Genomic DNA, 13019 nt, shown 5'->3' with positions numbered 1-13019 from the left:
TGCCGGTCTTGACGCCGAGCTTGTCGCACACCCCCACCAGTGCCTCGACCGGCGTGTTGCCCGCACCCGCGCCGAAACGCCGCGCGCTGCCGTCGATCTGGGTGGCCCCCGCGCGGATGGCGTACACGGAGTTGGCGACGGCCAGGTCGAGATTCTCGTGACCGTGGAAGCCGACCTGCGCGTCGTCGCCGAGCTCGGCGACCAGCGCCGCGACCCGGTCGGAAACCTGTTCCAGCACCAGCGCTCCGGCGGAGTCGACGATGTAGACGCACTGGCAGCCCGCGTCGGCCATGATGCGCGCCTGCTTAGCCAGCACCTCCGGCGGCTGGGTGTGCGACATCATCAGGAAGCCGACCGTCTCCAGCCCGAGTTCGCGGGCCAGGCCGAAGTGCTGGATCGACACGTCGGCCTCGGTGCAGTGGGTGGCGATGCGGCAGATCGACGCGCCGTTGTCCTGGGAGATCTTGATGTCTTCCTTCACCCCGACGCCGGGCAGCATCAGCACGGCGATCTTCGCCTGCTTCGCCGTCTCGGCCGCGATGGTGACCAGTTCCTGCTCCGGCGTCTTGGAGAAGCCGTAGTTGAACGACGAGCCGCCCAGGCCGTCGCCGTGGGTCACCTCGATCACCGGGACGCCCGCGCCGTCCAGCGCCGCCACGATGTCGCGGACCTCGGTGGCGGTGAACTGGTGGCGCTTGTGGTGGGATCCGTCGCGCAGCGAGGTGTCGGTGACGCGGATGTCGAGTTCTGCTGAGTAGGCCATTCGAATAGCTCCTTACACCCGGGCCGTGACGATTTGTTCGGCGATGACCTCGCCCACCTGCGTCGCGGCGGCGGTCATGATGTCGAGGTTGCCCGCGTACGGGGGCAGGAAGTCGCCCGCGCCCTCCACCTCGACGAACACCGACACCTTGGCCAAGCCGCCGGAGACCACCGACGGCTCGTCGAACTGCGGCTCGTTCAGCAGCCGGTAGCCGGGCACGTACTGCTGGATGTCGGCGACCATCCGGTGGATCGAGTCGGCGATCGCGTCGGTGTCGGCGTCCTCGGGGATGGCGCAGAAAATGGTGTCGCGCATGATCATCGGCGGCTCGGCGGGATTCAGGATGATGATGGCCTTGCCGCGCCGCGCTCCGCCGATGGTCTCGACGCCGCGGCTGGTGGTCTTGGTGAACTCGTCGATATTCGCCCGCGTGCCGGGGCCCGCGGAAACCGACGACACCGACGCGACGATCTCCGCGTACGGCACCGGGACGACCCGCGACACCGCGGCGACGATCGGAATCGTCGCCTGGCCGCCGCAGGTGATCATGTTGACGTTCGGCGCGTCGAGATTCGCGCCCAGGTTCACCGGCGGCACGACGGCGGGGCCGACAGCGGCGGGTGTGAGGTCGACGGCGCGGATGCCCGCTTCGGCGTAGCGCGGTGCGGCGGCGCGGTGCACATACGCCGAAGTCGCCTCGAAGATCAGCTCGGGCAGTTCGGACTGCCCGAGCAGCCAGTCCACGCCCTCGTGCGAGGTCTCCAGCCCGAGCCCGCGCGCCCGCTTCAGGCCCTCGCTGTCCGGGTCGATCCCGATCATCCAGCGCGGCTGGATCTTCTCCGAGCGCAGCAGTTTGTAGAGCAGATCGGTGCTGATGTTGCCGGACCCGACGATCGCGGCGGTGACGGTCCCGTTCACGGACACGACAGCCTCCCTAGGTGAATTGCAGACGGACAGAGCCGAGTCCGGCGAACTCGGCGTGGAACGCATCGCCCGGTCGGGCGTCGATGGCGCGGGTGCACGAGCCGGGCAGCACGATGTCACCGGCCTTCAGCCGGACACCGAAACTCGCGACCTTGCGCGCCAGCCAGGCCACCGCGATCACCGGATCGCCCAGCACGGCGTCGCTGCGGCCTTCGGCGACCACCTCGCCGTTGCGGGTGAGCACCGCGTCGATGGCCTTGACGTCGATGTCCTTCGGCGCGACGCGCTGGGCGCCGAGCACGAAACCGGCGGAGGACGCGTTGTCGGAGATGGTGTCGGCCAGGCCGATATTCCAATCCTTGATCCGCGAGTCGATCAGTTCGATCGCGGGGGCGAAGGCGACCGTGGCGTCGAGCACGTCCGCTTCGGTGCACTCCGCGCCGGGCAGGTCCGCGCCGAGCACGAAACCGACCTCCACCTCGACGCGGGGGAACAGATAGCGGCCCGCTTCGACCGGGACGTCCTCGTAGACTTCCATTTCCGCGAGCAGGTGCCCGTAGTCCGGCTCGTCCACGCCCATCATCTGCTGCATGGCCTTCGAGGACAGGCCCACCTTGTGCCCGACCACGCGCGCGCCGTCGGCGAGCCTGCGCCGGATGTTGAGCAGCTGGATCTCGTAGGCGTCGACCACGTCGATGTCGGGGTGGCGGGTGATCAGCGGATCGATCGCCACCCGTTCGCGCTCCGCGCGCTCGAGTTCGTCGGCCAGTTCGGTTCGTACCGCGTCGGACAGCACGCTAGTTCCCTTCCACAGTTGCTTTTTCCAGCGCCGAGACCTGCTCGCCCGCCGCGGACCGGCCGGCCCTGCGGCCGGAGAAGACGCAATCGGCCAGCGACAGCCCGCTGACGTAGGACTCGGAGCAGACGCCGAGCGCGGTGCGGCCGGCGGCGAAGAGCCCGGGGATGTCCGCGCCCTCACCCGTCTTGACCGCGCCGGTGTGCTCGTCCACGACGACGCCGCCGAGGGTGAGCATGGGGCACGGGTTGGTCAGGCTCGGTTTGATGCCCACATCCAACAGCCAGAACGGGCCGGTGCGGACCGGTTCGGTGAACTCGGCGGGCTTCCCGACCGGATCGGGCGCGCCGGTCTCGATCGCGGTGTTGTGCGCCTCGACCGTCGCGCGCAGCCCGGCGGGATCGATGCCGGCCTTCGTCGCCGCTTCCTCCAGCGTGGCGCCGCACACCGCGGTGCGCCGCATGGTTTCGAACTGCCCGCGCTGGAACCACGCGCCCTGCTTGCCGATCTGCCCGATCGCGGTGCGCATCAGCGGGCCGTCGGCCAGCAGCCAGCCCTTGCCATCGTGCTCGGTGATCAGGGCGTTGCCCACCGCGGCGCCGTAGCGCGTCTCGTCGATGACCCGGCGACCGGCGGCGTCCACCAGCAGCGCACCGGTGAAAGCGCTGGGCGGGAGCAGGAATCGCCACGCGGAGACGTTGTCCATGCGGTCCACGGCCGCGCCGACCTGCTGGGCCATCAGGATGCCGCTGCCGTCGTCGGCGGTGGTGCCGAGCGCGAGACCGCCGTGGAAGGCGGGCGCGTACTGCCGCACCATGTCGCGATTGGCGATGAAGCCGCCCGCGCACAGCACCACCCCGCGCCGCGCGAGGACGCGAATCGTGCTGCCGTACCGGCGTTCCAGCCGGTCCAGCCGCTGTTCCAGTGCGCGCCGCAGCGGCGGGTAGTAGATGCCCGGCTTGGCCGCGATGTTCGCCATGCGCGTGTAGCGGTCCCGGACCCGGCCGGGGGCGTCGCGCAGTGTGTGGCACTCGACGCCGATCACCGCGCCCGTGCCGTCGGTGATCAATCGGGTCACCCGGGTGAGGGTTTCCACGCGGACTCCCGCCCGGGACGCCGCGGCGGCGAGCGGGCCGGTGAGCTTCTTGCCCGAAGTTCCTCTGCCCTTCACCCGATGTCCGCGCTGAGCGGCCGGGATGTCCCGGAACGCGCCGGAGATCTCGCTACCGGAGTAGTACAGGTAATAGCGGTCGTTGGGGTAGGAAGTCTTGTATGGGCACAGCGAGGCTTCGAACGGGACGCCGTGCGCCTTCAGCCACTCGATCAGCTCCGGGCTCTCGTCGACGAACTTGCGTAGCGTCGCGGGGGTGACCGCGTCGCCGACCTCGCGCTCGAGATAGGCGTACATCGCCTCCGGGGTGTCTTCGACCCCCGCCTCCCGCTGTACCGAGGTGCCGCCACCCGCGTAGATGATGCCGCCGGACAGCGCCGACGTGCCGCCCCCGGCGAAGCGTTCGAGCACGAGCACCTGCGCGCCCGCCGCGGTCGCTTCCAGCGCGGCCGCCGCGCCCGCGGCACCGTATCCGACCACGACAACGTCGGTGGCCAGGTCCCATTCGAGGCCCATGTTCTTATCTCCGGTCTGAAACTGAAACAAGTTTCCTCGACAAATGGAACGTCGAGCAAGTCTTCTGCCACACAACATAGACCAATGGCGCGTCCATTCTATAACGTGTTCTACATGACTGATCGGGAATACGACGTGGTGGTGGTCGGCAGCGGCGCCGCCGGCATGACCGCCGCCCTCACCGCGGCCCAGCACGGGCTGAGCGTGGTGGTCATCGAAAAGGCCGCGCACTACGGCGGGTCGACCGCGCGCTCCGGCGGCGGCGTGTGGATCCCGGGCAACAAGGCGCTGCGCGCGTCCGGTCGGCCCGACGACCGCGAGGACGCGCGGACCTACCTGCACAGCATCATCGGCGACGTCGTGCCCGAGGAACGGATCGACACCTACATCGATCGCGGCGCGGAAGCCTTCGACTTCGTGCTCGACCACACCCCGCTGAAGATGCGCTGGGTGCCGGGCTACTCCGACTACTACCCCGAGGCGCCGGGCGGACGCGCCGCGGGACGCTCGTGCGAACCGAAGCCGTTCGACGCCAAGATCCTCGGCGCGGAACGCTTCAACCTGGAGCCCGCCTACAGCAAGGCTCCGCTGAACGTCGTGGTCACCCAAGCCGATTTCAAGCAGCTCAATCTCATCCGGCGCCACCCGCGCGGCATGCTGCGCGCCATGCGGGTCGGCGCGCGTACCACCTGGGCCCGGCTCACCGGCAAACATCTGCTCGGCATGGGACAGGCGCTGGCCGCCGCGCTGCGCAAGGGCCTGCTGGACGCGGACGTGCCGCTGCTGCTGAACACCCCGCTGACCAAGCTGATCGTCGAGGACGACCGCGTGGCCGGCGTCGAGGCCGAACACGAGGGCGAGACCGTGCGCTTCACCGCCCGGTACGGCGTGGTGCTGGCCAGCGGCGGATTCGAGCACAATGCCGAGATGCGGCACGCCTACCAGCGCGAACCCATCACCACCGAATGGACCACCGGCGCGCCTGCCAACACCGGCGACGGTATCCGCGCCGGTCTCGAACTCGGCGCGGACATCGACATCATGGCCGACGCGTGGTGGGGGCCGACCATCTTCAAGGGCGGCAAGCCCTGGTTCTGCCTGGCCGAGCGCAATCTGCCCGGCTGCATCATCGTGAACGCCGACGGTGAGCGTTTCGGGAATGAGTCCGCTCCTTACGTCGAGGCCGTGCACACCATGTACGGCGGCGAGCACGGCCAGGGCGAAGGTCCCGGCGAGAACGTGCCCGCGTGGCTGGTGTTCGACCAGCGCTACCGCAACCGCTACATCTTCGCCGGGTTGCAGCCCGGCCAGCGGTTTCCGTCCCGCTGGATGGAAAACGACCTCATCGTGCAGGCGCCGACCCTGGCCGAGCTGGCCGCGAAGATCGACGTGCCGGAGCAGAAGCTGGCCGCGACCGTCGAACGGTTCAACGGTTTCGCGGCCACCGGCGTGGACGAGGACTTCCGCCGCGGCGACAGCGCCTACGACAAGTACTACGGCGATCCGACCGTCAAGCCGAACCCGTGCCTCGCGGCGCTGGAGCAGGGCCCGTTCTACGCGGCCAAGATCGTGCCCGGCGACCTCGGCACGAAGGGTGGGCTGGTCACCGACACGGCCGGGCGGGTGCTGCGCGAGGACCGGACGGTCATCGAGGGCCTGTACGCCTCCGGCAACGTGAGCGCCCCGGTGATGGGCCACACCTACGCGGGACCGGGCGCCACCATCGGCCCCGCGATCACCTTCGGCTACCTCGCGGTGCTGGACATCGCCAAGCGCAAGAAGGAGCAGCCCGCCGCGGCGACGGCGGGGGCCTGACGACGAGATCGCGGTGCGGGTCGCGCTGACCGAAGCCCGACCCGCACCGCGCGGTCCGATGCGCCGCCCGACGATCCCGCCGACCGGACGACGCACTGGCGAGCCGCTGCCGGGCCGCGCAGGATCGTCGGCAGGGCGCCATCGATTCCCGGCGCGGGCTCGCTCGCGGAGCGCGGGCCGGATCGATCCACAATCATGCACAAGGAGAACTGATGCCCATCGACCCGAAGATCGCGCTCGGCGCGGAACTGCCGAGCCGGGAGTTCGCCTGGACCCCCTCGGACGTGCAGCTCTACCAGCTGGGCCTGGGCGCGGGGACGCGCTGGACCGACCCGGCCGAGCTGCGCTATCTCGACGATCGCCACCCCCAGGTGCTGCCGAGCTTCGCCACCGTGGCGGCGACGGTGCACGAGACCGAGCCGCCGAAGGTGAGCTTCCCCGGCATCGAGATCGACTTGGCGAAGGTGGTGCACGGTCACCAAGAGGTCGAGGTGCACCGGCCGATTCCAGCCTCGGGCAAAGCCACCAAAGCCAGCCGGATCGCCGAGGTGTGGGACAAAGGCTCGGCGGCGGTCATCGTGCAGGAGCACACGGTCACCGGCTCCGACGGAGCGCCACTGTGGACCGAGCGCTCATCTATCTTCGCCAAGGGTGAGGGCGGCTTCGGCGGCGAGCGCGGTCCCAGCAACAAGTCCGAACTGCCCGACCGCGCCCCGGACTTCGACGTCACCACGCCGACCCTGCCGCAGCAGGCGCTGCTCTACCGGTTGTCCGGAGACCGCAACCCGTTGCACTCCGACCCCGAATTCGCCCGCTCCGCCGGATTTCCCGCACCCATCCTGCACGGGCTGTGCACCTACGGCATCGTGTGCAAGACCGCGACCGACACCGTGCTCGGTTCCGACGCCAGCCGCGTCACCGGCTTCCGCGCCCGTTTCGCCGGCGTGCTCTACCCCGGCGAGACGATCCGCACCCGGATCTGGCGGCAGGACGACGAACTGACCATCGCCGCGACCGTCGTCGAACGCGACGACGCACCGGTCCTCAACGACGTCACCCTGCGCTTCCGGCCCGCCTGAGCGCCGAGCTCCGTGCCATATCGAGGACACGGCGCGGAGCACTCCGTCGCAGCGGAAGCGGAGCGCATGACCTCCGCGAGCTACCGGAACGATCAGGGCGATGCCAGAAGTGCTGGAATCACCTGATTCTTGATGATCGGAGACAACCCGCTGGTGTCTTTGTCCCTGATGTCGAACCAGACGATCTGCGAGATCTCCGCACCCGGTACCGGCGTTCCGGTGATGCGGCCGCGGACCGCTTCGATCAGAACGCGTACCCCGGGCTCGAAAGCGGCGACGTCCTCGAACGAGCGCCAATACGTCGGCGCTTCGACCGCCACGCCCAGCTCCTCGAAGATCTCCCGCGAGACTGCCTCTTCGACTGTCTCGCCCGGCTCGATCGCGCCACCCGGCAGGATCAAGGCGTCCCGGCCGCGGTTGCGCACCAGCAAGAGGTGATGTCCGTGCAGCAGAATCAGTCCGGCTTTGCGAATGACGTTGTGCCCGAATCGCTGTAGTGACTCCCCCAACGCCCAGACCGCGTACATCGTGGGAAACGTGAAGCGCTCACCGCCGACGCTGTCGCTGACCTGCCCGCCGCCTCGATTACTGTCCACGGCTTGCTGCAACAGGGCGGCCATCGCGCGGCCGAGCAGGCTAGCTGCGGAGCGGTGGCCGGAATCGAACCAGGCCAACGAACCCAGCACCACCGCTGCGGCAGTGGGATGGTGCCAGGAAAGCCACCCGGTGCGGCCGTCCTCGGTGCGGTATTGGAATGCCTCGTGCTCGCTGTACAGGGTCAATCGCGGGTCGGCCAGTTGGGTGAGCGCGAGCGCTACGAGCCGGTCGTCCTGATCATCGAACCACCCACGGTCCCTGATCTGGCCGAGCAGCCACAGCAACCATCCGGCCGCGACGGCGCTCGGTGTGCCGCCGTCGCGCAGAACATGTTTGATCTGTCCACAGGTGAGCAGCTCCGCGCGGAAGTCACGCCACAATTCGAACGGGAACGCATCCGATCGCAACAGTGCCGCGAACGCGAGCAGCGACGACACCACCGAGACCCGCTGGTCCTGCGGGAAACGAGACCATCCCGGCTCGTCATCGCGCGCAGCGCCGTTCAGCCACTCGACCCCTCGACGCAGCACGTCGGTGGTATCGCGAGGCAGATCCGACCACTGGCCGAGCGCGATCATCGCCAGCGCATGGGTGTGCACATTGGTGTCCCGGATCGCCGGGCTCAGGAACGCGCCGTCCGCGCTCTGAAATTTGAGGAGGGCTTGCACTTCGTCGGCGGGCCGCACGCCGTGACCGAGTGGAATCCGGGTCGCCGACAACGCGAGCAGACCCTCCGCGATGTTCGCGGGCCTGACGTCGGTCTCCGGCGTGGTGCCCCAGTGGAGGGGCAGCTGGAGCAGCCATTGCAGGCTGCTCTCACATATTTCCCGCTGTTCCGGCAACAGCAGGTCGGGGTGTTGCTGCAGCAGCGCGGAGTAGTCCACCGGACTCTCCCGGATCGGCGAAGCGTTGTCGCGCTGGGAGAACTGGACGAACCAGCTCGCGACCACCTCCGACACCGGCCGATGCCCGTGCCGGTCTACGTCGTAGAGCGCGATATCTATGCCGTATTCGTCCTCGAGTTGGACGCGCACGCGGCGATCCGTGCTGCTCGGTAGCATGGCCACATGGCGGGGCCCTTGCCCGTGGTAGTCCCGGCCGAGCAGTTGCAACGGCACCAGGATGTCTCGATCCGCCAGGCCGTAGCCCAGGAAGACGAGTTCGTAGTTGAAGAACAGCGAGTAGATGAACCGCGAGAGCGCTTCATTGGTCTCGACCCGGGCGTAGTCCTCGCCGCTCAGCACGAAACGGCGCCTGCCGACGTCGCCGTGCAGTTTGACCAGGAAGGGCCGCCGGTCCGCGATCGAGCCGAGCATGGTGATCTCGTCCGGGATAAGGCCGACGAGCGGTTCGCGAAAATGTTTGGCGTATGCGGCTTCCAGTGCGCCGTCGTAATTCGTCGTGATGAACCCGGCGCACGGCAGACGCACCAGGTACTCGTAGGAGCCCAGATCGGGCGGCAGCGGCTGGCCGAATATCTCGCACAGGTGCTGATCGACCCGCGGGCCCATCTTGCCTCGCAGATAGTCGCCGCACGGCAGATACGCCGCTTGCTGCAACAGCCGTTCGGCCACGACGGCCTCGTCCGCGTCGAGACGACCGACTCTGCGCCCGTAGGTGATCAGCTTGCCGAGCAATTCATGCCAGGAGGGGAATCCCAGCGGCCGCGAGAGTCCTGCCCCGAGGAAGAAGACGACCGGGCGATCGCCGGTAGTAAGGTGATCGGAGACCCGCACGATGTCGGGATGATCCACGATTCCCCCTGAATGGCAGTGCGACAGCTGCGAATGCCCTGTGCCTGGCGGCCCGTTTCCCGGCCGATCACCTGCCGATGGTACGCCCGAAGGTCCTAGGTGTGCCGGACATCGCTGTCGAGCTTCCTGCGCCGCGCGGCGACTCCCTGGATCACCACGGCGAACAACATCACCACCAGCACCGGCGCGGCCAGCGGGGCCCAGGCCAGGCGCAGTGGGACGACAGCCGCGCAGACCGCGGCCGCCGCGAAGCCGACCGCTCCGGCCACCGAGGGGATCGTCGTCGGCACCACGCCGTGCGGGGCGGTCACCGTCGCGGCGTTGAGCAAATAGGTCGTCGCCACCAATCCCGTTGCGGCGGAAGCGAGCACGCCGGCGTCGGCGACCGCCAGCACGCCGAGCGCGAGCAGCACGGCGCACACCGCGAGCGGCCGGAACCACCAGCCGAGCGCGACGAGCAGCAGAGCCGGAAGGCCGCTCCACGGCTCCAGCAGCGCCACCGACGCCACCAGCAGCACCCCGGAGAGAACGGCGAGGAATCTGGTCATCGGCGCACCCGTACCGTCCTGCGGTGCTCGGGGAGCGCCCGCATGATCTGGTCGAGGCGCGCGTCCTGCGGCCACGCCACGATGTCGACGCCGACGGTGCCCATGTCCCGGTACATCGCCGTGCGCTCGAGCTGCCACATCCTGGCCAGGGTCGGGTCGAGGTGCTCATGGAACGGCGGCCCGCGCAGGACGTCGACCACGATCACCACGTGCCCGCGCTTGCGCAGATCGATCAGGGCGAGGGCGAACTGGGTGTCCAGCAGCGTGGAGAACGCCACCACGATCGCGCCGAGCGGTACGGCCGCGTGCGGCGCCAGGGTGCCGGTGGTCGGGATGTGCTCGTCGCCGACGTCGAGCACGGTGTCCACGATGCGGTAGAACTGGCGGCGTCCGATGTCCGGCCGCAGCCAGCGCGGCTCCTGGCCCAGGCAGACCACAGCGGTGCGATCGCCCGCCTGCAAGGTCGACTGCACGACCTGCGCCGCGCCGCGCACCGACAGCTCCAGCGAGTCGGCGGCCGGTCCCGGCGCCTGCTGCGAGGTGTCCACCAGCACCACGACGTCCGCCGAGCGATTGGTCAGCCGCTCGGTGACGTACAGCCGCCCGCGCCGCGCGCTCACCGGCCAGTTCACGATGCGCAACTGGTCGCCGGGCGCGTAGGCGCGGATGTCCGCGTACTCGACGCCGGGACCGTGCCTGCGGGTCAGGTGGGTGCCGAGCCGCTCGGGAAGTTCGGTGCGCGGCAAGCGCATTCGCTGCGGATCGGTGATCGGGTACACGAACAGCTGCCCGGCGGGCAGCACGGCGGTGGCGATCGCGAGCCCGGCCGGGCTCAGCGCCGAGACCCGCACCGACACCGGATAGCGCCCCCACCGGCCCGCCGAGAGCGCGAGCCGCAACCCGGCCGGCGCCGCGCCGGAATCACTGGCCTCCTCGACCTGGATCCCCAGCCCTTTCGAACTCTCCGGTATCAGGCGCAGCAGCGCGTGCCCCTTCTCGACGAAGGCTGCGACGGTGAGCACCACTTCCTCGGTCTCGAAACAGCGCAGCGTGCCACCGCCGTCGACCTGGATCCTGGTCGAGGACTGCTGCCACGGCGCGGTGGCCAGCACGCCGAGCAGCGGAGCGGCGAACACGATCAGCTGCCACCTGCCGAGGACCACCGCGAGCACCAGGGCCGCCGCGGCGCATCCCGCGAGCATGAAGACCAGCGGTGCGGGCCGCCACCGCAATTCGGCGTCGACCGCGGCGCTGGCGTCGCGGTGCCTCATGTCACGGTGGCGCGCGGGACCGGCAGACGGCGCAGCAGTTCGGTGATCACGTCCTCGCCGCGGATGCGGCGCACCCACATCTCCGGCCGCAGCGTGATCCGGTGCGACATGGCCGGGATCGCCAGCGCCTTGACGTCTTCGGGAATCACGTAGTCGCGGCCGAGCAGCAGCGCCCGCGCCCGCGACATCTGCACCAGATCGAGTTCCGCGCGCGGGCTCGCGCCGACCTCGACCTGCGGGTGTCCCCTGGTCGCCGAGGCCAAGGCGACCACGTAACTGACCACGTCGGGGTGCACGGTCACGTATTCGACGGATTGCCGCATCTCCAGCAACCCGTTCGCGTCCACGACCTGGTTGACCTGCGGCTGCTGCGCGCCGCGCTCCAGCCTGCGCCGGATCATCTGCGTCTCGTCCTGCTCGGACAGGTACCCCAGCCGCAACTGGATGGCGAACCGGTCGAGCTGGGCTTCCGGCAGCGGGTAGGTGCCCTCGTACTCGATCGGATTATCGGTGGCCAGCACGACGAACGGTTGCGGCAGCAGGAACGTCTCGCCGTCCATGCTGACCTGTCCCTCCGCCATCGCCTCCAGCAGCGCGGCCTGGGTCTTCGGCGGGGTGCGGTTCACCTCGTCGGCCAGCAGCACGTTGGTGAACACCGGGCCCCTGCGGAAGGTGAACCGGCCGGAGGACATGTCGTAGATCGTCGAGCCCAGCAAATCCGCGGGCAGCAGGTCGGGGGTGAACTGCACGCGGGTGAACTGCAGCCCGAGCGCGGCCGCGAACGATCTCGCGATGAGCGTCTTGCCGAGGCCGGGTAAGTCCTCGATCAGCACGTGCCCACCGGACAGCACGGCGATCATGATCAACTGCAACTCGTCCTGCTTGCCGACCACGACCCGGGACAGCTCCCGGAGCACGGCCTCGCTGCGCTGGATGGTCACGTCCATCGGCATGGTCATTTGTGTACCCGCACTTGCCTCAACCCATTTCACATTCTCTGCAAGCGGCTCAGGATCTCGTCCAGCGCCGCACGTCCCGGTGCCCTGCTGGTCTGATCTCGAAGGGCCGAATTGGCCGGATCCACCCACCGCCACAGTTCCGGCCCGAATTGGTGGATACCCGCCGTCTCGACCGCTCTGCGGTTCTTCGCCACCCGCTGGCCGCTGGACAGCTCGAACTCCTTGGCCAGCAGCGGACGCAAGTGCCGGTCCCAATCGGCACGGGTGCCGTCCGCCCGGTCGGCGAGCATCTGCGCCCTGGCGTGCCAGCGCTGCAGCATCTCCGCAGGGCCGTTCTCCATATCGTCGATCTGGTCCTCGGCCCTGGCCTCGGCGCGCTCGAACAGCGACCAGATCAACCAGCCCAGCGCCACCGCCACCGGGATCCCGGCGACGACCAACAGCAACCCTCGAGCGCGCTCGACGGCCACCAGCTCGATCACCCCGACCACGATCACGCAGGCGATCACCACCCCCATCCGGTTCACGCCGTGTCCTTTCTCGCCCGGCCGGTCATGCGGGCACCTCCCCTTGCAGGTCCGCGAGCACGATGCGCAGCAGTTGCTCGGCCCGCATGCGCTGCCACTCGAGCATGGCGTGCGGGCTGAACCTGGCCTCCTCGAACAGGGCGACCAGCTCGCGGGCGGACGCGTCGTGCAGCGCGCCGCGTTCGAACGCGCGGGCCAGCACTTCCATCGGGGTGTCCGAGATCAGCGGGGCGGCGGAGCGGTCGGAGGCGAGGCCGCGCTCCATCGCGACGTAGCACGCGATGATCGCGGTGCGCGGGTCCTGACCGGGCGCGTTCATCGCGGCCAGCCCCATCTCGGCCGCGCGTGCCAGCGAGTCC

At 69.2% G+C, this 13019-nt stretch carries 12 protein-coding genes; 2 read left to right on the top strand and 10 right to left on the bottom strand.

From position 1 onward, the window contains the following. The 4 genes from dmpG to ON19_RS02700 form a co-directional block, all read right to left on the bottom strand. The coding region (dmpG, locus tag ON19_RS02715; RefSeq protein WP_043686136.1) for a 4-hydroxy-2-oxovalerate aldolase at nt 1-763 on the bottom strand (763 nt) is incomplete at its 3' end. A gap of 12 nt (nt 764-775) precedes the next feature. Continuing rightward, entirely contained in the window at nt 776-1681 is a 906-nt protein-coding gene (locus tag ON19_RS02710; RefSeq protein ID WP_043686145.1) for an acetaldehyde dehydrogenase (acetylating), read from the bottom strand. Between the two features lie 16 nt (nt 1682-1697). After that, entirely contained in the window at nt 1698-2483 is a 786-nt protein-coding gene (locus ON19_RS02705; protein ID WP_043686131.1) for a 2-keto-4-pentenoate hydratase, read from the bottom strand. Nucleotide 2484: 1 nt separating this feature from the next. Further along, on the bottom strand, nt 2485-4110 hold the full coding sequence (locus ON19_RS02700; RefSeq protein ID WP_043686123.1) for an FAD-binding protein: 1626 nt from the start codon (nt 4108-4110) through the stop codon (nt 2485-2487). A gap of 105 nt (nt 4111-4215) precedes the next feature. Between ON19_RS02700 and kstD the strand changes: the two genes are divergently transcribed. Together kstD and chsH3 are read left to right on the top strand one after the other, a co-directional pair. Next, a complete protein-coding gene (kstD, locus tag ON19_RS02695) occupies nt 4216-5925 on the top strand; it encodes a 3-oxosteroid 1-dehydrogenase (protein WP_043686142.1) in 1710 nt (569 codons plus the stop codon). A 212-nt stretch (nt 5926-6137) separates the two neighbouring features. Beyond that, nucleotides 6138-7004 carry an enoyl-CoA hydratase ChsH3 gene (gene chsH3, locus ON19_RS02690; protein WP_043686120.1) on the top strand — a complete coding sequence of 289 codons (867 nt, stop codon included), beginning with the start codon at nt 6138-6140 and terminating at the stop codon, nt 7002-7004. Between the two features lie 92 nt (nt 7005-7096). Here chsH3 and ON19_RS39895 read toward each other — a convergent pair whose 3' ends face one another. The 6 genes from ON19_RS39895 to ON19_RS02660 all read right to left on the bottom strand — a co-directional run. Beyond that, a complete protein-coding gene (locus ON19_RS39895; protein WP_051168466.1) occupies nt 7097-9355 on the bottom strand; it encodes an SIR2 family protein in 2259 nt (752 codons plus the stop codon). A gap of 95 nt (nt 9356-9450) precedes the next feature. Further along, the gene (locus tag ON19_RS02680) at nt 9451-9903 is read right to left on the bottom strand and encodes a hypothetical protein (protein ID WP_043686117.1); all 453 of its coding nucleotides are present in this window, start codon (nt 9901-9903) and stop codon (nt 9451-9453) included. After that, a complete protein-coding gene (locus ON19_RS02675) occupies nt 9900-11174 on the bottom strand; it encodes a DUF58 domain-containing protein (protein WP_043686112.1) in 1275 nt (424 codons plus the stop codon). Before ON19_RS02675 ends, ON19_RS02680 begins: the two co-directional genes overlap by 4 nt. Further along, nucleotides 11171-12133 (bottom strand): AAA family ATPase, encoded by a 963-nt coding sequence (locus ON19_RS02670; RefSeq protein ID WP_043686110.1) that lies wholly within the window; start codon nt 12131-12133, stop codon nt 11171-11173. Before ON19_RS02670 ends, ON19_RS02675 begins: the two co-directional genes overlap by 4 nt. Before the next feature lie 29 nt (nt 12134-12162). Then, on the bottom strand, nt 12163-12651 hold the full coding sequence (locus ON19_RS02665; RefSeq protein ID WP_043686106.1) for a hypothetical protein: 489 nt from the start codon (nt 12649-12651) through the stop codon (nt 12163-12165). A 34-nt stretch (nt 12652-12685) separates the two neighbouring features. Beyond that, a partial coding sequence (locus ON19_RS02660) for a DUF4129 domain-containing protein (protein ID WP_043686102.1) occupies nt 12686-13019 on the bottom strand: 334 nt, incomplete at its 5' end.

Source organism: Nocardia abscessus NBRC 100374 (assembly GCF_000308455.1).
Lineage (GTDB): Bacteria > Actinomycetota > Actinomycetes > Mycobacteriales > Mycobacteriaceae > Nocardia > Nocardia abscessus.
Note: the sequence above shows the minus strand (reverse complement) of the source record. Positions and strands in the feature narration are given on the sequence as shown.

Coding starts and splice junctions, on each gene's coding strand:
- ON19_RS02700 (WP_043686123.1), bottom strand. CDS start 4,110: ATGGGCCTCGAATGGGACCTGGCCACCGACGTTGTCGTGGTCGGATAC.
- chsH3 (WP_043686120.1), top strand. CDS start 6,138: ATGCCCATCGACCCGAAGATCGCGCTCGGCGCGGAACTGCCGAGCCGG.
- ON19_RS02680 (WP_043686117.1), bottom strand. CDS start 9,903: ATGACCAGATTCCTCGCCGTTCTCTCCGGGGTGCTGCTGGTGGCGTCG.
- ON19_RS02675 (WP_043686112.1), bottom strand. CDS start 11,174: ATGAGGCACCGCGACGCCAGCGCCGCGGTCGACGCCGAATTGCGGTGG.
- ON19_RS02670 (WP_043686110.1), bottom strand. CDS start 12,133: ATGACCATGCCGATGGACGTGACCATCCAGCGCAGCGAGGCCGTGCTC.
- ON19_RS02665 (WP_043686106.1), bottom strand. CDS start 12,651: ATGGGGGTGGTGATCGCCTGCGTGATCGTGGTCGGGGTGATCGAGCTG.